The 20047-nt window shown below is 71.2% G+C and carries 18 protein-coding genes; 7 read left to right on the top strand and 11 right to left on the bottom strand.

Annotated features, from left to right (window positions below; all coding sequences use genetic code 11):
* Positions 1-9: 9 nt before the first annotated feature.
* From hemB to hemE, 7 genes are all read right to left on the bottom strand, one after another.
* Positions 10-996, bottom strand: coding sequence for a porphobilinogen synthase (gene hemB / locus GVV77_RS10060; protein ID WP_159617983.1), 987 nt, complete (start codon positions 994-996; stop codon positions 10-12).
* Positions 993-1859: a uroporphyrinogen-III synthase gene (locus GVV77_RS10055; RefSeq protein ID WP_159617982.1), complete on the bottom strand. Its 867-nt coding sequence runs from the start codon at positions 1857-1859 to the stop codon at positions 993-995. The genes hemB and GVV77_RS10055 overlap by 4 nt, the downstream gene beginning before the upstream one ends.
* Before the next feature lie 5 nt (positions 1860-1864).
* On the bottom strand, positions 1865-2812 hold the full coding sequence (gene hemC, locus GVV77_RS10050; RefSeq protein WP_159617981.1) for a hydroxymethylbilane synthase: 948 nt from the start codon (positions 2810-2812) through the stop codon (positions 1865-1867).
* Complete coding sequence (locus tag GVV77_RS10045) at positions 2812-3966, bottom strand: ferrochelatase (RefSeq protein ID WP_159618190.1); 1155 nt, start codon at positions 3964-3966, stop codon at positions 2812-2814. The genes hemC and GVV77_RS10045 overlap by 1 nt, the downstream gene beginning before the upstream one ends.
* Before the next feature lie 44 nt (positions 3967-4010).
* A complete protein-coding gene (gene hemQ / locus GVV77_RS10040; RefSeq protein ID WP_159617980.1) occupies positions 4011-4736 on the bottom strand; it encodes a hydrogen peroxide-dependent heme synthase in 726 nt (241 codons plus the stop codon).
* Between the two features lie 72 nt (positions 4737-4808).
* Positions 4809-6284, bottom strand: a complete 1476-nt coding sequence (gene hemG, locus GVV77_RS10035) for a protoporphyrinogen oxidase (protein ID WP_159617979.1) — start codon at positions 6282-6284, stop codon at positions 4809-4811.
* Positions 6285-6286: 2 nt separating this feature from the next.
* On the bottom strand, positions 6287-7348 hold the full coding sequence (gene hemE / locus GVV77_RS10030; protein ID WP_159617978.1) for a uroporphyrinogen decarboxylase: 1062 nt from the start codon (positions 7346-7348) through the stop codon (positions 6287-6289).
* A gap of 183 nt (positions 7349-7531) precedes the next feature.
* On the opposite strand from hemE, the gene GVV77_RS10025 reads away from it, so the two are divergent.
* A complete protein-coding gene (locus GVV77_RS10025) occupies positions 7532-8929 on the top strand; it encodes a glutamyl-tRNA reductase (RefSeq protein WP_159617977.1) in 1398 nt (465 codons plus the stop codon).
* A 32-nt stretch (positions 8930-8961) separates the two neighbouring features.
* On the opposite strand, the gene moeB is transcribed toward GVV77_RS10025, so the two are convergent.
* Positions 8962-10158 carry a molybdopterin-synthase adenylyltransferase MoeB gene (gene moeB, locus GVV77_RS10020; protein ID WP_159617976.1) on the bottom strand — a complete coding sequence of 399 codons (1197 nt, stop codon included), beginning with the start codon at positions 10156-10158 and terminating at the stop codon, positions 8962-8964.
* 106 nt (positions 10159-10264) lie between these two features.
* On the opposite strand from moeB, the gene GVV77_RS10015 reads away from it, so the two are divergent.
* Together GVV77_RS10015 and GVV77_RS10010 are read left to right on the top strand one after the other, a co-directional pair.
* A complete protein-coding gene (locus GVV77_RS10015; RefSeq protein WP_246199746.1) occupies positions 10265-10885 on the top strand; it encodes a TetR/AcrR family transcriptional regulator in 621 nt (206 codons plus the stop codon).
* 47 nt (positions 10886-10932) lie between these two features.
* Complete coding sequence (locus tag GVV77_RS10010) at positions 10933-11157, top strand: DUF3107 domain-containing protein (protein WP_120165026.1); 225 nt, start codon at positions 10933-10935, stop codon at positions 11155-11157.
* A gap of 37 nt (positions 11158-11194) precedes the next feature.
* Here the strand turns inward: GVV77_RS10010 and GVV77_RS10005 are convergent, their stop codons facing one another.
* A complete protein-coding gene (locus tag GVV77_RS10005) occupies positions 11195-11929 on the bottom strand; it encodes a ferritin-like fold-containing protein (RefSeq protein ID WP_159617974.1) in 735 nt (244 codons plus the stop codon).
* A gap of 124 nt (positions 11930-12053) precedes the next feature.
* Between GVV77_RS10005 and GVV77_RS10000 the strand changes: the two genes are divergently transcribed.
* From GVV77_RS10000 to GVV77_RS09990, 3 genes are all read left to right on the top strand, one after another.
* Positions 12054-13556, top strand: coding sequence for an RNB domain-containing ribonuclease (locus GVV77_RS10000; RefSeq protein ID WP_159617973.1), 1503 nt, complete (start codon positions 12054-12056; stop codon positions 13554-13556).
* 243 nt (positions 13557-13799) lie between these two features.
* Complete coding sequence (locus GVV77_RS09995) at positions 13800-15515, top strand: DEAD/DEAH box helicase (protein ID WP_159617972.1); 1716 nt, start codon at positions 13800-13802, stop codon at positions 15513-15515.
* A gap of 6 nt (positions 15516-15521) precedes the next feature.
* Positions 15522-16394 carry a DNA-methyltransferase gene (locus GVV77_RS09990; protein ID WP_159617971.1) on the top strand — a complete coding sequence of 291 codons (873 nt, stop codon included), beginning with the start codon at positions 15522-15524 and terminating at the stop codon, positions 16392-16394.
* 15 nt (positions 16395-16409) lie between these two features.
* Here GVV77_RS09990 and GVV77_RS09985 read toward each other — a convergent pair whose 3' ends face one another.
* Complete coding sequence (locus GVV77_RS09985; RefSeq protein WP_159617970.1) at positions 16410-17252, bottom strand: PHP domain-containing protein; 843 nt, start codon at positions 17250-17252, stop codon at positions 16410-16412.
* Positions 17253-17335: 83 nt separating this feature from the next.
* Here GVV77_RS09985 and GVV77_RS09980 point away from each other — a divergent pair, with 83 nt between their 5' ends.
* Positions 17336-18967 (top strand): aminopeptidase P family protein, encoded by a 1632-nt coding sequence (locus GVV77_RS09980; protein WP_159617969.1) that lies wholly within the window; start codon positions 17336-17338, stop codon positions 18965-18967.
* Between the two features lie 94 nt (positions 18968-19061).
* Here the strand turns inward: GVV77_RS09980 and GVV77_RS09975 are convergent, their stop codons facing one another.
* A complete protein-coding gene (locus GVV77_RS09975) occupies positions 19062-19952 on the bottom strand; it encodes a YflT domain-containing protein (protein ID WP_201293208.1) in 891 nt (296 codons plus the stop codon).
* Positions 19953-20047: the final 95 nt, after the last annotated feature.

The following is a 20047-nucleotide window of genomic DNA, read 5'->3' as shown; positions in this document are numbered from 1 at the left end:
TCTCTTCCTTCAGCTGCGGGTGTCGTTGAGCCAGAGCGCCAGCTCCGAGGCCCAGTAGGTCAGGATCATGTCGGCGCCGGCCCGGCGGATGCCGAGGACGGACTCTTCGATGGCCCGGCGCCGGTCGATCCAGCCGTTCGCGGCGGCCGCTTCGATCATGGCGTACTCCCCCGAGACCTGGTAGGCGGCCACGGGGATCGGGGACATCGCGGCGACGTCGGCCAGGATGTCGAGGTAGCTCATGGCGGGCTTGACCATGACCATGTCGGCGCCTTCCTCGAGGTCCAGTTCGACCTCGAGCAGCGCCTCGCGCCGGTTCGCGGCGTCCATCTGGTAGGTGCGGCGGTCGCCCGTGAGCTGGGAGTCGACGGCCTCCCGGAAGGGGCCGTAGAAGGCCGAGGCGTACTTCGCCGAGTACGCCAGCACGCCGGTGTTTGAATGTCCGGCGGCGTCCAGGGCCTGCCGGATGACCGCCACCTGCCCGTCCATCATGCCCGAGGGGCCGAGCACGTGCGCCCCGGCGTTGGCCTGCTCCACGGCCATCTGCGCGTAGACGGCCAGGGTGGCGTCGTTGTCGACCGACCCGTCCGGGGCGAGGACGCCGCAGTGGCCGTGGTCGGTGAACTCGTCGAGGCACACGTCGCTCATCACCACGAGGCCGTCGCCCACCTCGGCGCGCACGTCGGCGATGGCGCGGTTGAGGACGCCGTCGGGGTCGATCCCCGCGCTGCCGGTGGCGTCGCGGCGGGCCGGGATGCCGAAGAGCATGATGCCGCCGACGCCGAGGCTGACGGCCTCGGCGGCGGCCCGCCGGAGGGTGTCGGTGGTGTGCTGGACGACGCCGGGCATCGAGGAGATGGGCGCGGGCTCGGTCAGGCCCTCGCGGATGAAGGCCGGGAGGATGAGGTCGGCGGGGCTGAGCCGGTGCTCGGCGGTGAGCCGGCGCATCGCCGGGGTGGTGCGCAGCCGGCGCGGCCGGTGCTGGGGGAAGCTCATGGGGTGACTCCGTTCGTCGGCGATGGTGGTGGTAGGGCGACGGCGACGGCATCGGCGACGCCGCGGGGGGTTGGGGCGTCGGCGGTGGCGGCGAGCCGCAGCCCCACCCGGGCGGCTTCGGCCGCCGTGCTGGGTCCGATGGCGACGGTGGCCAGGCCGTTCGGGGGCGTGCCGTCCAGCAGGGTGGAGAACCGGCGGGCCGTGCTGGGGGAGGTGAGCACCACGGCGTGGACGCCTTCGGCCGCCAACTGCCGGTAGGCGGCGGCGTCGAGCACTTCCGGTGCGGAGGGCGGCGGCGTTTCGGCCTCCGAGAGGCGGAGCGCGGGATCGGCCGGGTAATCGACGGTGCGGTACGCCTCGATCCGGTCCACCCGCCACGCCCTGCCGGAGAGGCCTACGTCGAGCGCGTCGTCGGCGAGGGACGCCTGCGGCAGCAGCAGCGCCCCGGGTCCGGGGGGAAGTTCGGCGAGCAGGCCCTGGGCGGAGCTGTTCCGGGCGGTCAGCGCCACCGGAACCCCGGCGCGGGAGAGGGCGGCCGCGGTGGCCTCCCCGACCGCGGCGGTCCGGGTGCCGGCTGGTACGGCTCCGGCCAGCGTTGAGCCGGTGCGCAGGGCGCAGCCTTCGAGGGCCGTGACCGTGGTGGCGCTGGTGACCACGAGCCAGTCGTACCCGCCCGCGGCGAGCCGCTCCAGAGCCCGTTCCAGCGGAGCGGGATCGGCGGGCACCTCGAAGTCGATCAGCGGCAGGCACAGTGGGAGCGCCCCGCGCCGGGCGAGTTCCTTGCCAAAGTCCACCGACTGGCCCGGGGTGCGCAGCAGGACCACCCGGAGGCCGTTGAGGCGCTGGCTGTCGGGCAACTGCATGGTCCTCAGGCGCTGAGGGGCGCGATCCGGGCGGCCCCCGCCTCAAGGAGTTCCTCCGCGAGGGACACCCCGAGCCGCGCCGCTGCCTCGGGCCCCTCGTTGGGCGCGGAGCGGCTGCGCCGGAGGAGATGGCGCCCGTCGAGGCTGGCCACCACCGCCTCAAGGGTCAGCGTGTCGCCCTGCACCGAACCGAGCGCCCCGATCGGCGCGGAACATCCGGCCTCGAGCCGCAGCAGCACCGCGCGCTCGGCCGTGACGGCAGCCCGGGTCTCGGCATGGTCGTAGGCGGCCAGGGCTGCGCCGAGGCCGTCTTCCTCGCCGTCGGTCCGGAACTCCACGGCCAGGGCGCCCTGCCCGGGAGCGGGAAGCATGACCGCCGGGTCGATGTACTCGGTGATGGCGGCCTCCCGGCCCAGCCGGTGCAGGCCCGCCGCGGCGAGGACCACGGCGTCCAGGTCACCCACGCCGCCGTCGACGGCGCCGGCCACGCGGCCCAGCCGGGTGTCGACGTTGCCGCGGATGTCGACGACCTCGAGGCCCGGACGGGCGGCCCGGAGCTGGGCGGCCCGGCGCGGCGAGCCGGTGCCCACACGGGCACCATCGGGCAGGGTGGCAAGGGTCAGGCCGTCGCGCGCGCACAGGGCGTCGCGGGTATCGGCGCGCTCGGGGACGGCAGCGACCCGCAGCCCCGGGGCCGGGGTGGTGGGCAGGTCCTTCAGCGAGTGCACGGCGAGGTCGCACCGGCCGTCGAGCAGCGCCTCGCGCAGGGCCACGACGAAGACCCCGGTGCCGCCCATCTGGGACAGCGGCCCCTTCAGGACGTCGCCCTCGGTGCGGATCCGCACCAGTTCATAGTCCCGCCCCGCCAGTTCGGCGACCCGCTCGGCGACGGTGGTGGTCTGAGTGAGGGCCAGGGCGCTGCCCCGCGTCCCGACCCGGATGCCGGAAGACATCAGGATCCGGGATTGGGAAGGGGCGTTCCCACAGTCGAATCCACTGCGGCGATCGTCGGCTTCTCGCCCCGCCGGTTGGCGCAGCAGTTCGGCCGGCAGACATCGAACCAGGGGCCCAGCGCGGTGGCCGCGGGCCGGTCGGCGATGTTGTTCTCGATGGTGCGTTCGGAGACGAGGTCGATCAGCCCGGCGACGAATTTTTCGTGGGTGGCCGGGGTCGGCACCCGGTCCGCGACGAGGTCCAGCTCCCGGCAGGTCTCCAGCGCCTCCGTGTCGAGGTCCCAGGCCACTTCCATGTGGTCGCTGACGAAGCCAAGCGGCACGATCACGACCCCGCGGACGCCGGCGTCGGCGCGTTCGCGCAGCGCGTCGTTCACGTCGGGTTCGAGCCACGGGATGTGCGGGGCGCCGGAACGGGACTGGTAGACCAGGGACCAGTCCACCCCTTCGGCCTCGGGGATGCGGTCGAGGACCGCCTGGGCGGTGGCGAGGTGCTGGGCGACGTACGCGCCATCCTCGTAGGCCGGGCCGCCGTCGGCGGCGCGGGGGCCGGAGGCCTCGGCGTCGCCGGTGGGGATCGAGTGGGTGGCGAACATGATGTGCACGGGCGCATCCGCCTCGCCGCGCTCGGCCAGTGAGGCGCGGACCTTCGCGAGTCCGCCGGCCACCCCTTCGACGAAGGGTTCGACGAAGCCGGGGTGGTCGAAGTACTGCCGGGTCTTGTCCACCTCGAGCAGGCCTTCGAGCCCTGTCTCCACCAGGGCCATGCCGAGGTCCTCGCGGTACTGGCGGCAGCTCGAGTAGGAGGAGTAGGCGCTGGTGGTGACCGCCAGGATGCGCCGGTGGCCGGCGTCGTAGGCCTCGCGCAGCGTGTCGGCGATGAACGGTGCCCAGTTGCGGTTGCCCCAGTACACGGGGAGATCGATGCCGCGCCGGCGGAGTTCGGCCTCCATGGCCGCCCGCAGCGCGCGGTTCTGCCCGTTGATCGGGCTGATCCCGCCGAACGCGCGGTAGTGGTGGGAGACCTCTTCGAGGCGCTCGTCGGGGATGCCGCGCCCGCGGGTGACGTTGCGCAGGAAGGGGAGCACGTCGTCCTGGCCCTCCGGCCCGCCGAAGGAGGCGAGGACGATCGCGTCGTAGTTTTTCGGGGCCATCCGGCCGGAGTCGTCGACGCCGTCGAGCGGGTTGAAGGTCTGGGTCACTGGAGAACCTCTGCGATCTCTTCGGGGGTGATGCGCCGGCCGGTGTAGAACGGGACTTCCTCCCGCACGTGGCGGCGCGCTTCGGTTTCGCGCAGGTGGCGCATGAGGTCGACCAGGTCGACCAGTTCGGGGGCCTCGAGGGCGAGGATCCACTCCCAGTCCCCCAGCGCGAAGGAGGAGACGGTGTTGGAGATGACCTGGGGGTACTGCCGGCCCTTCATACCGTGGTCGTAGAGCATTTCGCGGCGTTCCTCGGTGGGCAGGATGTACCAGTCGTAGGAGCGGACGAAGGGGTAGACGCAGACCCACTCCGCCGGCTCGACGCCCCGGGCGAACGCCGGCACATGGCTCTTGGAAAACTCGGCGTCCCGGTGGACGCCCATGGCCGACCAGGCGATGGTGGTGCCGGCAAAGGGTTCCGACCGGCGGATCCGCCGGACTGCGGCCTGCAGGTCCTCGGGGCGCGGACCGTGCAGCCACACCATCACGTCAGCGTCCTCGCGCATGGCCGAGACATCGTAGAAACCGCGCACGGTCACCCCGCTGCCGAGGGTACCCAGGACCTCCGTGAGCGGCAGGCCCGTGGCGCCGGAGCCCGAGCCGGCCCGCCGGAAGACCGTCCACAGGGTGAAGAACTGCGCCGTCTGCGGCTCGTCACCGGCGCTTCCTGGGGCTTCGGAGGAGGTGGTTGGGGAGACCCTGTCGCCGGTTAGCTCGCTCATGCTACTAGTCTGCCCCCTGCACTGGAGCAAAGAAAATCTCGGTGTTCTACAAGACGTAGAAAGTAATGAAGATCACAGGAGATCGTCCTGCGGCCCCCCGGAAAGGCCCAGTTCGGCGGCGAGCGCCCGCGCCCGGGCGGTGGCATCGTCGATGACCGACACCAGTCCGGTGCCTGCGAGCCAGCCGCCGGTGACCTCGAGTGCCGCGAGGGGGCGAACCGCCTCCCGGAGCCGGGCCACGCGGTCCCGGTGCCCGACGGCGGCGTGCGGGAGAGCTCCCGCCCAGCGCACGACGTCCCAGTCGAGTACGTCGGCGGCCTCGAGGCGGACCCCGAGCAGCGCCGAGGCGTCGGCGAGGGCCTGCCGGAACAGGTCCTCATCCCCTGTTGAGGCACCGGAATCCGCTGGGGAGTCCCCGGCCCGGCCATAGGAGACCCGCAGGATGTGCGAACCTGGGCCCGCCTGCTCCCGCAGCCATTTCCATTTGGCGGTCGAGTGGGTCAGTGCCTTGGCCTGGACCCCTGCCACGCCGCGCGCCACCAGGACACCGGTGCCCCGGGGGCTGGCGTCGAGTTCGGGCTGGTCGACGATCAGGGTGACCAGTGCGACGCCGGGCACCGGGTCGGGGCGTTCCGCAGCGGCCTGCGGCAGTACCCCGGCGAGCAGATCGACGGCGCCGGGGCCGTCGGCGGCCAGCACCACCGCGGAGGCGCTGACGCTGTGCTGGAGGGTCGAATGTTCGGTGGAGACGGTCCACCCGCCTCCGGGTGCGCGCCGGAGGGCCCGGACGGTTTCGGAGGTGCGCAGGTCGACTCCGCCGTCCCGCAGGGAGGCGACGAGGGCATCGCGCAGCTGGACCATGCCGCCGCGCAGCCCGGCGACTGCGGAGCCGGCGGGCGCCGCCTGCCGCAGGGCGCCGGCGGCCGCGCCCAGGGAGCCGAGCCGCGCCAGAGCCGGCCGCAGTCCGGGGGCGACGGAGTCGACGTCGAGCGTGTCGGGGTCGGCGGAGAAGACTCCCCCGGCGACGGGGGCCACCAGCCGGTTCAGGACCTCTTCGCCCATCCGGGCCCGCACGAGTTCGCCGAGGCTCACGCCCGGGCGGGTGGCCAGGGCTCCGGGCGGCAGCACCTTGTCGAGGGCGGCGCGCAGCGCTCCGGCCCTCCCGATGAGCGCGGCGGTGCCCGGCTCGGTGGGATCCGCGGGGATGCCCAGGACGCCGGAGGCGGGCAGGGGGTGGGCGCCGGCCGGGAGATCCCGCGCCGGCAGCTGCACCCACGCCCCGGGGGCGTCCGGGGTGACGATGAGGCCCTCGAGGCCGAGCTCGGCCGCGAGGGCGGGCACCGTGTCGGAGCGGGTGGAGAAGGACTCGGCGCCGCTGTCGAGGACGAATCCGCCGAGTTCGCGGCCGCCGAGGTTGCCCCCGAACCCGTCCGCACGCTCAAGCACGGTGACCTGCGCCCCGCGCAGCATCAGGACCCGCGCCGCGACCAGGCCGGCGACGCCACCGCCGACGACGACGACTGCCGGACGTGCGCTGCCCCCGGCCATGCTCAGGGCTCCACCGAGTGGATCAGCTTCACCACGCGCGTCAGTACGTCCGGGTCGGTCTCCGGCGGCACGCCGTGGCCGAGGTTCACCACGTGCCCTGGCGCGGCCGCCCCGGCCTCGAGCACGGCCAGGACGTGCTGTTCGAGCACCGGCCAGGGGGCACCGAGCAAGGCCGGGTCGATGTTGCCCTGAAGCGGGACGGTGCCGCCCAGCCTCCGGCTGGCCTCCGCCAGATCCAGCCGGTAGTCGACGCCGATCACGTCGACGCCGACGTCGTGCATGGCTCCGAGCAGCTCGGAGGTTCCGGTGCCGAAGTGGATCAGCGGGGCCCCGAGCCCGCGGACGGCATCGAGGGCCCGGGCCGATGCGGGCGCGGCGTACTTCCGGTAGTCGGCCAGTCCGAGGGAACCGGCCCACGAATCGAAGAGCTGGGCAGCGCTCGCGCCGGCCTCGAGCTGGGCCCGCAGGAACCGCCCGGAGGCATCCGCCGCCCACTCGGCCAGCGCCTGCCAGGTCTCGGGGTCGGAATGCATCATCGTGCGCGGGCCCAGATGGTCGCGGGAGGGCTTGCCCTCGACCATGTAGGCGGCCAGGGTGAAGGGCGCCCCGGCGAAACCGATCAGGGGGGTGCTGCCCAGTTCGGCGACCGTCAGGGCGACAGCGGCGCGGATCGGATCGAGGGCCTCGTCGGTGAGGACGGGAAGGGCAGCGACGTCGGCGGCCGTGCGGACCGGGGAGCCAAGGACCGGGCCCACCCCCGGGACGATGTCGACATCGACCCCGGCGAGCTTGAGCGGGATCACGATGTCGGAGAAGAAGATCGCGGCGTCCACGTCGTGGCGGCGGACCGGCTGGAGGGTGATCTCGGCGGCCATCCCCGGGTCGAGGCAGGCCTCGAGCATCGCGGTTCCCTCGCGCAGCGCCCGGTACTCCGGCAGGGACCTGCCCGCCTGGCGCATGAACCAGACGGGACGGCGGGACGGTTTCCGCCCGCGGTAGGCAGCGATCAGCGGGGAATCTGCGGTGCGGCCGTCCACCAGCGGGTGGGATGCTCCAAGGGTCATACCCTGATTCTGCCCAAGATCCCGGGCGATGGTTAACCGGCGGGCGTTCCGGCGGGCACCCGGGTGGTGAAAATCACTTGTACCCCGGCCCGTGGAATTCCGCGGAAGTCCAGTGAAACGATGCCCGCACTTAGGGTTTCCTATTACCATCCGCAACCATCGGCTCGCTATGCTTGGAGAGCTGTGGTTCTACTTTCTCTCGTTGCGACTCACTCGAATGTGGACCTGGAAACCGTTGCCCGCCTGAGCGTGGGGGCGCCCCAGGTTCCTTCAGCCGTGCTCGCGGACGACCGCCCCGTGTCCGGCGCCGTGGTGCTCTCCACCTGCAACCGCTTCGAAATCTACTTCGAGGCCCCGTCCGAAGAGGACGTCGAGGCCGCCCGCTCCGCGATCATCTCCACCATCAGCAGCTACTCCGGCATCCCCGAGCCCTCGGTGTCCTCCGCCTTCGTCACCAACAAGGGCGGCTCGGTCGCCAAGCATCTCTTCGCGGTGGGGGCCGGCCTCGATTCCGCCGTCGTCGGTGAGCGCGAAATCGCCGGCCAGGTCCGCCGCGCGCTGATCGAGGCGCAGGCCTCGGGTGCGGCAAGCAAGGGCCTCGTGCGCCTCTTCCAGGCCGCCTCCCGCACAGCCAAGGACGTTGGAGCCCGTACCGTGCTCGGCAGCGACGGACGCTCCATTGTTTCCGTGGCGCTCGAACTGGCCGGGGACATCTCCGGCAGCGCCGACTGGTCGCAGAAGTCGGTCGTCCTCTTCGGGACCGGCGCCTACGCCGGCGCGACCATGGCCCTGCTCAATGAGAAGAAGGCCGGCGGGGTCGCCGTGTTCTCCTCCTCCGGACGCGCTGAGGCCTTTGTCGCCTCCCGCGGCGGCCGCGCCCTCGACGCGGACAGCCTCGCCGGGGCGATCCGGGAGGCCGATGTTATCATCGGCTGCAGCGGCAGCGACGCCCGCATCGAGGCCTCGGACCTCGCATCGATCCGGGAGGGCTCGTCCAGCCCCCTGGTGGTCATCGACCTGGCGCTGAGCCATGATTTCGATCCGGCCGTCGCTAATCTCGACAATGTCGAGCTGATCACCCTGGAGTCCGTTCGGCTCGCCGCCCCCGAGGAGCAAGCCGAGACCCTGCGCCAGGCCGGTGAGCTCGTGCAGGAGGCGGCCGATGCCTTCGAGGAGCAGCAGAACACGAGGGCCATGGACGCGGCGATTGTCGCCCTGCGCAAGCACACCCAGCAGGTGCTCGACGCGGAGATGAAGCGGGTGCGCTCACAGCACGGGTGCACCGCGGCGGCCGAGGAGGTCGAGCTTGCGCTGCGCCGGATGGTGCGCCAGCTGCTTCACACCCCGACCGTGCGCGCCCGCGAACTCGCCGCGGAGGGACGCCAGGACGACTACACCGCGGCGCTCGAGGCCCTCTACGGCATCGACCTGCGCCCCACGGCCGCCCTCGAGGTCCCCGAGGCCCCCACAGCGCCGTCCCGCCCCGCGCTGCACCCGGCCGGCGTTCCGCACCCGGCCGGCAGCGGGGACCCCGCCCAGTGCCCAGTCAGCCACGAACCGCCCGCTGCCGCCTCCGCCTGACCTCGCGGGGCGGTGTGCGCCGGCCACCCCGCTCAGTAGACCGGCTGGCCCGGTTCGATCGCCGAGACCCAGGCCAGGATGCCGCCGTCGACGTTGAAGACCTGCCGGTGCCCCTGGCTGCGCAGGTGGCGCACCACCTCGGCCGAGCGCTTGCCGGACTTGCAGTGCACGTAGACCGGCCGGGACGGTTCCGGGGTATAGCCGCCGGCCAGCACCCGGTCCTTCGGAATCAGCTGCGCACCCTCGATCCGGACGATGCCGTACTCCCCGGGCTCCCGGACATCGATCAGGTCGAACGCCGCCTCGCCGCGTTCCCTGCCGCTCAGCAGCTCGGCGAGTTCCCGCACCCCGATCGACGGGACCTCCTCCTCCGCCGTCGGCGCCAGTCCGCAGAACGCCTCGTAATCCATCAGGGCCGTCACCGGCACGGCCGTGGGGTCCCTGCGCACCGTGATTTCCTGCCAGGACATCTCGAGCGCGTTGAAGATCAGCACCCGGCCCAGCAGGGTCCTGCCCACACCGGTGATGAGCTTGACGGCCTCGGTGCCCATGAGGGAGCCGATCGACGCGCACAGGACGCCGAGGACCCCGCCCTCGGCGCAGGAGGGAACGGACCCGGGCGGCGGGGCCTCCGGGTAGAGGTCCCGGTAGCCGGGGCCGTGCTTCTCCCAGAACACGCTCACCTGCCCGTCGAAGCGCAGGATGGAGCCCCACACATAGGGTTTGCCGAGCAGCGCGGCGGCGTCGTTGACGAGGTAGCGGGTGGCGAAATTATCGGTGCCGTCCACCGCGAGGTCGTACCCGCCCAGCAGCTCCAGGGCGTTGTCGGAGGTCAGGCGTTCGGGGTGCAGGACCACCTCGACGAGCGGGTTGATCTCGGCCAGGCTGCGCTGCGCGGAGGCCGCCTTCAGGTCGCCCAGGTCGCCCACCCCGTGGATCACCTGGCGCTGCAGGTTTGAGATTTCGACGGTGTCGTCGTCGACGATGCCCAGGGTGCCCACGCCGGCGGCGGCCAGGTACTGCAGGACGGGCGAGCCGAGCCCCCCGGCCCCGATCACCAGCACCCGGGCGTTCTTGAGCCGCCGTTGCGCCTCCAGGCCGAACTCGGGGATCAGCAGGTGGCGCGAGTAGCGGACCATCTCCTCGGCGGTGAGTTCGGGGTGCGGATCGACCAGCGGCGGCAGCGGAGGACGCTCGGGCATGCCGGCGGCCCGGTGGTGTGCGCTCATGCCTTCAATGTATGCCCGCGCCGGCCGCGCTGCCAGCCGAATCGGTCCCTTGAAGCACCGTGGGTAAACTGAACCGAACGGAACTCCAGAACAGAGGTTGCAGGTTGTGAGCGCAGAGGCTTCACCGAATGGAAAAGCGCTGCGGCTGCCGCGCGACGAGCGCCGCCGCCAGCTCCTGAATGCCGCGCACGAGGTCTTCGTGGCCCACGGTTTCCACGGCGCGGCGATGGACGACATCGCCGAGGCCGCGAAGGTCAGCAAGCCGGTGCTGTACCAGCACTTTCCCGGCAAGCGGGAGCTCTACCTGGCGCTGCTGGAGAACCACCTCGCCGAACTGACCAGCCTGCTCATGGAGGCGCTCCGCTCCACCGGGGACAACAAGGTCCGGGTGCAGGCCACGATGCGCGCCTATTTCTCCTTCATCGCCCGTGACAGCAAGGCCCACCGGCTGGTGTTCGAGTCCGATGTCAGCAACGACCCCGAGGTCAGCGCCCGCCTTGAGGCGTTCAACGCCCACTTCGCCAACGCCATCGCCGAGGTCATTGCCGGGGACACCCAGCTGTCGCTGGTGGAGGCCACCCTGCTCGGGCGCGGCCTGGCCGGCATGGCGCAGATCAGCGCTCGGTTCTGGCTTGAAACCGACGGGACCCTCGATATCGAAACGGCCAGTGAGCTGATCTACCGTTTAGCTTGGCGCGGAATTAGTCGGTTCCCCAAGGAGATCTAGAGTAGGTTTCCAAGGGCTAAAGGTTCACTACACAGGAGGCACCCGCCGTGGAAATTAAGATCGGTATTCAGAACGTCAACAGGGAGATTGTTCTGGAGTCCTCCGAAACCGCCGATGCGATTGCGGAGGTCGTCGCCTCGGCGATGAACGGCGGCTCCGAACTCCGGCTCACCGATTCGAAGGGCCGCACGGTGATCGTCCCGTCGACGGTCCTGGGGTACGTCGAGATCGGCGCCGAGGAGCAGCGCCGCGTCGGCTTCGGGGCTCTCTAGAGTCCACCTCCCGGCCCGCCTCCGGCGGGCCGGGCCCTCAGGCCGTCAGGCCCAGGGCGCTCATCCTGCGCGAATGGTTGCGCGTGAGCTCGGCGAACAGCGCTGTTGTATCGGCGGCAGGGTCGGTCGTGTCGGCGAACAGCAGCCCGCCGAGGAATTCGCGCTCAATGCCGATCCGCTGGGCCTGGGTCAGGGCCTCCCCCACCAGCCGGCGCCCCCACAGGGCCAGCCGCGAGGCGAGCCGGGGATCGTCGGCGAGCGCCTCCTTGAGGCGCCGCCCGAGCAGCGCGGTGTCGGCGTCGGCGTCGATCCGGCCGATCAGCCCCCGGGTCTCGGTATCCAGCCGGCCAGCCAGGGCCCGGTAGAAATCCCCCGACATCGCATCGATCACGTACGCCTTCATCAGGGACTCGAACCAGTCGGCGGGCCGGGTCCGCTCGTGGAAGGCATCAACGGAGGCCACGAACGGCGCCATCGCCTGCTCCACGTCGATCCCCCGGGCTGCCAGATGGCTGCTGACCAGCTCGAAGTGCGAGAACTCCTGCACCGCCAGGCGTCCGATGCCGGCCCGGTCTGCGAGGGTCGGGGAGAACCTCGCATCCGAGGAAAGCCGTTCGAATCCGGAAAGCTCCCCATAGGCGATGACCCCCAGCAGATCCGCGATGAAGCGGGCGTAGCGGGGGTTCTGGACCCGGTCCGGGTCGGCTGCGGCGAAGGAGGTTTCAGCTCCGTCGGGGCCGGGCTGAACGCCTTCGTTCGTGCGGTTGTTCATTCTCCTAACACTACAGAAGGCTAGGCCGTGCCGGGCCTTCCTCCCCGCGCCGCCCGACGAAGCGGCACCGCGCCCTGCGTGCCGTCCCCTCCCGGCGGCGCGGTGCGTGTATTACGGTGAGCGTGTGCCGTATTTGCATCCGGGTCTCGGGGACAGCGCCTCACAGCAGCACCTCGCCGTTGCCCTGAAGGCGCTGCGTGACGAACTTGAGCTGCGGACCGTCTTCCCTCCGGAGGTCCTTGCGGAGGCGGAGGCCGCGGTGGCGGCCTACGAGTTCCCGGCCGAGGACCTCACCGGACTGGACTTCATCACCATCGATCCCCCCGGCTCGGTTGACCTCGACCAGGCCGTGCACCTGCAGCGCCGGGGTGCCGGCTACCGCGTCTGGTACGCGATCGCCGACGTCCCGGGCTTCGTCCGGCCGGACGGGGCCGTCGATACGGAGGCCCGGTTGCGCGGCCAGACCGTATACGCCCCCGACGGGCGGATCTCCCTCCACCCCGAGGTGATCGCCGAGGACGCGGCCAGCCTCCTGCCCGGGGTGGTCCGCGGCGCCTACGTCTGGGAGTTCGACCTCGATTCCTCCGCCGCGGTGGCCACAGCGTCAGTGCGCCGCGCCTCCGTCCGCAGCCGGACCCAGCTGACCTACGCCGAGGTTGAGGAACACCTGCGCTCGGGCGGAGCGCCGGAGAACCTGGTGCTGCTGCGCGAGATCGGCCTCAAGCGCATCGAACTCGAGCTCCGGCGCGGCGGAGCCAGCCTGAACCTTCCCGCCCAGGAGATCGGCTTCGAGCGGGGCCGCTACTTCCTGATGACCGCCCCGGCGCTGCCCTCGGAGGACTGGAACGCCCAGATTTCCCTGATGACCGGGATGGAGGCCGCCCGGATCATGATCGAGGGAGGCATCGGCATCCTGCGCACCATGCCGGCACCGGACGAGGCGGCGCTGGCGAAGTTCCGCCGTCAGGCGGAGGCCTGCGGCAGGGCGTGGCCTGAGGGGATGGCCTACGGCGGCTTCCTGCGGAGCCTTGACACCGACCGGCCCGAGCAGCTCGCCCTGATGCACGCCGCCGCGTCGCTGTTCCGCGGCGCCGGGTACACCGCCTTCGACGGCGAGGTGCCCGACGCAGTGGTGCAGGCCGCGATCGCCGCGCCCTACGCGCACACCACCGCACCGCTGCGCCGCCTGGTCGACCGGTTCGTGCTGGTGATCTGCGAGGCCCTGTGCGCGGGGCGGCCGGTGCCACAGTGGGCCCGGGATGCCCTGCCCGACCTGAATTCCCTGATGGCCGCGGCGAACCAGGCCTCGGCCCGGATGGAATCCGGGGCCATGGACGCCCTGGCGGCGGCGCTGCTGAGCGACGACGTGGGCAAGGACTTCACCGCCGTGGTGCTGGCCGGTTCGAAGCCCAGCAACGGCGACGCCGGGCCCCGCAGCCGCCCCTCGGGGACGGTGCAGTTGATCGATCCGGCGATCGAGGCCAAGTGCTACGGAGAGCTGACCGCGGGTTCCCTGGTCACGGTGCGGCTCGTCGAGGCCGATACCGCCCGCCGCGTCGTGCGTTTCGAACTGGCTGCACCGGCCGCCACGGGCGGCCTGCCCGTATCCGCTGCGCCCTCGGGGTAGACTGACGTCGTAGTAATGGATGCCCGGTCGTTATCGACATACCCCGATGACCCGCAGTACCTACTCGGTCCCGAGTTTTTCCCAGCCGGCGCTGGCGCTCAAACCGCCAGCCGGCACGCAGTTGCAAGCCCGCGATCGGCTTCCACTGGACGCCCTGCGCCTCCGATACGCTCCGAGCTGGATGCCAATCCCAGCTACCCGTCGAGCCTCGGTGGCCGCTTGGCCTTAATGAACGGTACGTAATTGAACACTCAGAACAGCCCGGTTGCGGATTCGCACCACCTCCTTGCCGATAACAGCGACGACGCCATCGACGTCGAGGACACGCTCGTCACCACCGAGGAACCCCATAAGGAGGTCCCCGAGACCTTCGCCGACTTCAACGTCCGCCCCGACATCGTGGAGTCGCTGGCCGACGCCGGCATCCTCCACCCCTTCCCCATCCAGGCGATGACCCTGTCGATCGCCCTGGGCGGCCACGACATCATCGGCCAGGCCAAGACCGGAACCGGCAAGACCCTCGGTTTCGGCATTCCCGCCCTGCAGCGCGTCGTCGGCCCCGACGACGCCGGCTATGACAAGCTGCCGGTCCCGGGCGCACCCCAGGCCCTCGTCGTCGTGCCGACCCGCGAACTCGCCGTGCAGGTCGCCGGCGACCTCACCACCGCGGCGAAGAAGCGCAATGCGCGCATCGTCACCATCTACGGCGGCCGGGCCTACGAGCCGCAGATCGAGGCGCTGCAGCGCGGCGTCGAGGTCGTCGTCGGCACCCCGGGCCGGCTGATCGACCTGCACCGCCAGAAGCTCCTGGTGCTCAAGAACGTCAAGATTGTGGTGCTCGACGAGGCCGACGAGATGCTCGACCTCGGCTTCCTGCCCGACGTCGAGACGCTGATCGCCGCCACGCCCCCGGTGCGCCAGACGCTGCTGTTCTCCGCCACCATGCCCGGCCCCGTCGTCGCCATGGCCCGCCGGTACATGACCCAGCCCACGCACATCCGCGCCGCGGACCCCGAGGACGAGGGCATCACCAAGAAGGATATCCGCCAGGTCATCTACCGTGCCCACAACCTCGACAAGGCCGAGGTCGTCGCACGGATCCTGCAGGCGCGCGGCCGCGGCCGCACCATCATCTTCACCAAGACCAAGCGCACCGCCGCGAAGCTCTCCGAGGAACTCATCGACCGCGGCTTCGCCGCCGGCGCGATCCACGGCGACCTCGGCCAGGGCGCGCGCGAGCAGGCGCTACGCGCCTTCCGCGGTGACAAGATCGACGTGCTGGTCGCCACCGAGGTCGCGGCCCGCGGGATCGACGTCGAAGACATCACGCACGTGATCAACTACCAGTGCCCCGAGGACGAAAAGGCGTACCTGCACCGCGTGGGCCGCACCGGCCGCGCCGGAAAGAAGGGCACGGCCGTCACGTTCGTCGACTGGGACGACGTGCCCCGCTGGGGCCTGATCAACAAGGCGCTCGGGCTGGACTCGCCCGAGCCGATCGAAACGTACTCCTCCTCGCCCCACCTTTTCACCGACCTCGACATTCCGGAGGGGACGAAGGGGCGGCTGCCGCGCGGCGCCCGCAAGCTGGCCGGTATCGACGCCGAGGTGCTTGAGGACCTCGGCGAGACCGGCAAGAAGGGCCGCACCGGAACGCCGACCGGCCGCGGAGACGGTCAGCGCCGGGACAGCGCCCGCAGCGACGGCCAGCGCAGCGAGGGCGGGCGCGGCGAGGGCGGGCGGAGCCGTTCGCGCTCCCGCTCCGGCGGCCGGGGTTCCGGTTCCGCCGACGAGGGCAGCGACGCGCAGGGCTCCCGCCGGCGCCGTTCACCGGCCGCGGAGGGCGCCGCCGACACGGCCGCCCCGTCGGCCGCCTCCCCCGAGCGTCCCCGCCGCACCCGCACCCGCAGGCGCAACGGCGAGGTCGTCGCCCAGCCCACCAGCGGCTCGGAGGAGTAGCACCCGATGACAGAACCTGCCTGGACCCCGGGCGGCAGCAACCTCGTGGTCCACGCAGACAACGCCGCCTATCTCCCGACCCTGCCCGACGGCGCCTTCACCATGATCTACGTCGACCCGCCCTTCAACACGGGGCGGGCCCAGCGGCGTCAGCAGCTGAGCATGGTCCGCAATGCCGACGGTACCGGGGACCGGGTCGGGTTCAAGGGGATGAGCTACTCCACGGTGAAGGGCATGCTCGCCAGCTACGACGACGCGTTCGAGGACTACTGGAACTTCCTCGCGCCGCGGCTGGCCGAGGCATGGCGCCTCCTCGCCGAGGACGGCACGCTGTACCTTCACCTTGACTACCGCGAGGTGCACTACGCCAAGGTGATGCTCGATTCGCTGTTCGGCCGCGAGTGCTTCCTCAACGAAATCATCTGGGCCTACGACTACGGGGCCCGCGCCAAGCGGAAGTGGCCGGCGAAGCACGACAACATCCTCGTCTACGTCAAGGACCCGGCCCGGTACCACTTCGACAGCGCCGAGGTGGACCGCGAACCCTACATGGCGCCGGGGCTGGTGACCGCGGAGAAGGCCGCACTCGGCAAGCTGCCCACCGATGTCTGGTGGCACACCATCGTCTCGCCCACCGGGCGCGAGAAGACCGGTTATCCGACGCAGAAGCCGGAGGGCCTGCTGCGCCGGGCGGTCGCCGCGAGCAGCCGCGAGGGCGACTGGGTCCTCGATTTCTTCGCCGGGTCCGGAACCCTGGGCGCCGTCGCCGGGAAGCTGGGTCGCCGGTTCGTGTGCGTCGACCAGAACCCGCAGGCCGTCGAGATCATGCGCAGGCGCCTGGCCCCCTACTGCGAACCGGCCGGACGCAGCAGCGCGTAGCAGTCGGCGCCTGCCCTAGCGGACGCGGTGGCCGCCGGCGTGCTCAATAATGCGGTCGAGGGTTTCGGGCGCCGTCACGTTCTCCCCGAGCAGGTTCGGCTTGCCCGCGCCGTGGTAATCGCTCGAGCCGGTGATCAGCAGGTCGTACTGGGCCGCTGTGCGCCGGAGCGCGTCCCGCGCATCTTCGGGGTTGTCGCGGTGGTCGACCTCCAGGCCGAGCAGCCCCGCATCGATCATCTCGTTCAGCACCGCGCTGCCGATCACCCGCCCCCGGGCGAAGGCCGACGGGTGGGCGAACACCGGCACACCCCCGGCGCTGCGGATCAGTTCGACCGCCAGCGCCGGATGCGGAGCGTAGTGCCCCACCCAGTACTTGGAGCGCACGGTGAGGATCCGCTCGAATGCCTCGGAGCGGTCGGCGACGATCTTCAGGGCGACGAGCGCGTCGGCGATGTGGGGGCGTCCCACGGTGGCCCCGTCGGCCACATGGTCCTCGACCACGTCCCAGCTGATCGGGAAATCCTCGGAGAGCCGCTCGACCATACGCCGCGCGCGGCTCAGGCGCGCCGCGCGCGATTTCTCGATCTCCGCGAGCAGGCCGGCGTGGGCGGGGTCGTGCAGGTAGGACAGGACGTGCACGCTGATGCCGGTGTCGCTCTGGCACGACACCTCCATCCCCGGGATGAAGCGGATGCCTTCCGCTGAAGCCGCCTCCGCCGCCTCCGCCCAGCCCGCCGTGGAATCGTGGTCGGTCAGCGCGACGGCATCGAGCCCGGCCCGCCGCGCCGAACGAATCAGCGCCCCGGGGCTTTCCGTGCCGTCGGAGATGTTGGAGTGCGTGTGCAGGTCGATTCTCACCAACCCAATCTACGCCAGCGGACGCGGATTCCTCGTTCCTTGAAGGGGCGGCCCGCGCTTCAACACGCGCACGCCGCGGCGGTATGTTTGGCCGCCCGCGGGACCGGTGGGACCATGGACCAGTGAGTACAGCAGAGAATCCTCAAGCGTTCCAGCCCGAGCCCGGGGCCACCCCGGTCACCCCCGAAGACCAGCCGCTGTCGAGCCGCAACGAAAACCGGTCCCAGCGTCCGGACTCCGAGGCGTTCAAGGCCTTCATGGCCGGCAGCTGGGCACCCACCGATACCGCCCTGCCGGAGAAGGCGCCCGTGGCGGACTTCGCCGCGCAGCGCCGGCGCGCAGTTTCGGAGCAGTTCCCCGGCGAGCGGCTCGTCATTCCGGCCGGCCCGCTGAAGGTCCGCTCCAATGACACGGACTACCGCTTCCGCCCGCACTCCGGCTTCGCCCATCTTACCGGCCTCGGCCTGGACCACGAGCCCGACGCTGTGCTCGTGATGGAACCGGTCGGCGAAGGAACCGGCGACGACGGCGGCCACCACACCGCCACCCTGTACTTCCGCGAGCTGGCCGGCAGGGACAGCTCGGAGTTCTATGCCAACGCGCGCTACGGCGAGTTCTGGATCGGCCCGCGCCTGTCCCGCGCCCAGGTGTCATCCCTGCTGGCACTTGAGACGGCCGACCTCGACGGCCTCGAGACGGCGGTGACCAAGGGCGCCGGCGTGCCGCAGATCGGCGGCATCAGCATCCGGCTCCTCCGCGAGGTCGACCTCAACGCCGACGCGCTCGTCGATACCTCCCGCATCAACACCGGAGTGGACCTGGAGAAGGCCGACGCCCTCGACGCGAAGCTCGCCGAGGCCCTCTCGGAGCTGCGCCTGATCAAGGACTCCTGGGAGATCGAGCAGCTGCAGTCCGCCGTGGATGCCACCGTCAACGGCTTCCATGAAGTGGTCCGGCAGCTCCCCCGGGCCATCTCCCACCCCCGCGGCGAGCGCGTGGTGGAAGGGGCGTTCTTCACCCGGGCCCGGGAAGAAGGCAACGACCTCGGATACGACACCATCGCCGCCTCGGGGAACAATGCGACGGTGCTTCACTGGATCAGGAACAACGGCCGCGTCTCCGCCGGGGACCTGCTCCTGCTCGACGCCGGCGTTGAGGCCGAAAGTCTTTACACCGCCGACGTCACCCGTACCCTGCCGGTGAACGGCACCTACTCCGAGGTGCAGCGCCGGATCTACTCGGCGGTCCTCGAGGCCGCCGACGCCGCCTTCGCCGCCGCCCGGCCCGGTCGGAAGTTCCGTGATATCCACACCGCGGCCGTCACCGTCCTCGCCGAGCGCCTCAACGACTGGGGCCTGCTCCCGGTGCCGCTCGAGGAGGTTCTCGCCCCCGAGGGCCAGCAGCACCGCCGGTGGATGCCCCACGGCACCAGCCACCACCTCGGGATGGACGTTCACGACTGCGCCCAGGCGCGCCGGGAACTCTACCTCGACGGTGTGCTCACCGAGGGAATGGTGTTCACCATCGAGCCCGGGCTGTACTTCAAGAACGAGGACCTGTCGGTGCCCGAGGAATACCGCGGCATCGGCGTCCGGATCGAGGACGACATCCTCATGACCCAGGACGGTCCGGTGAACCTCAGCTCCGCCCTGCCCCGCGATCCCGACGACGTGGAGGCCTGGATGGCCGGCATCTACAGCCCGACCGGCGAGTAGGCGCGCCGGCGGCGAACCGCCCGGGCACGCGAAAGAGCCCGGCACCCCTGGGGTGCCGGGCTCTTCGCGTGCCGGAGCTGCTCGTGCCTGGTGTCTACCGGCCGTCGCGGGGAGGCTCGACCCTCGTCGAGCCATGCTGGCCCGCGTTCCCCGCCGGCCCGTCCGCAGCCGCTCCCTCCGGCTCCGCGGCCGGAGGCTGCCCGCCTCCCGGACCCTCGGCGCGGGGGACGTCCTCCTGGACGGGGGCGTCGACCCGGATTCCGTACTGGGGCCTGCCATCGGGAAGATCGGGATACTTGCCGCGCCGGGGTCCCGCCGGATCTCCAGGCGCACTGCCAGGACCGTCCGCAGCCGGTGTGCCCGCGTCGGGCCGGGCCGGGCCGGGGGTCTCCTCGGGACCGCCCGAGGGGATGCCGCCCTGCGGGGCGGGAGGCTGATAGCCTCCCGCGGGCTGGTCCCAGCCGCCCGCCGGACCTCCGGGATGCAGCGCCTGGCCGTTCATGGGAAGCTGCTGGAGCCGGCGGCGCGCCTCCCCCGCGACCGAGGGGTCGACAATCACGTCGTAACTAGTGGCGATGACCTGGTTCGTGGAGGTGAAGTCCCGCTTCCCCCGCTGGAACGCGTAGGTGATGACTCCGAAGAGAAGCCAGAACATCGCACCGAGCGCCATGGAGGACAGGACACTGGTGAAGGGTTCGCTGCCGCCGAAGAGGGTGAGGATGAGCCCGACGAAGAAGCCGAACCAGGCGCCGGTGGCCGCACTGGCCAGGGCCACCCGCGGGTAGCTGAGGCGTCCGGTGACCCGCTCCACCGTCTTCAGGTCGTTGCCGATGATGGAGACGCGTTCCACCGGGAACTTGTTGTCGGCGAGGTAGTCCACCGCTTTCTGCGCCTCGAGGTAGGCCGTGTAGCGGCCCACCGTTTCACCGCGCGGCAGAGCGCGGCCTTCGTCACGGGAAGGGGTGCGTCCAAGTACATTCGCCATGGGCCCATTGTTCACCACATCCGGACGCCCGGGATGGAGTATCGCTTGCAGTGAACTCGCGCCGCGGCCGCCGAAGGGCCGCAGGCGATGGTGGG

Source organism: Arthrobacter zhaoguopingii (assembly GCF_009828605.1).
Taxonomy (GTDB): Bacteria; Actinomycetota; Actinomycetes; order Actinomycetales; family Micrococcaceae; genus Arthrobacter_D; species Arthrobacter_D zhaoguopingii.
This window is presented reverse-complemented; position numbering and strand designations above follow the sequence as displayed.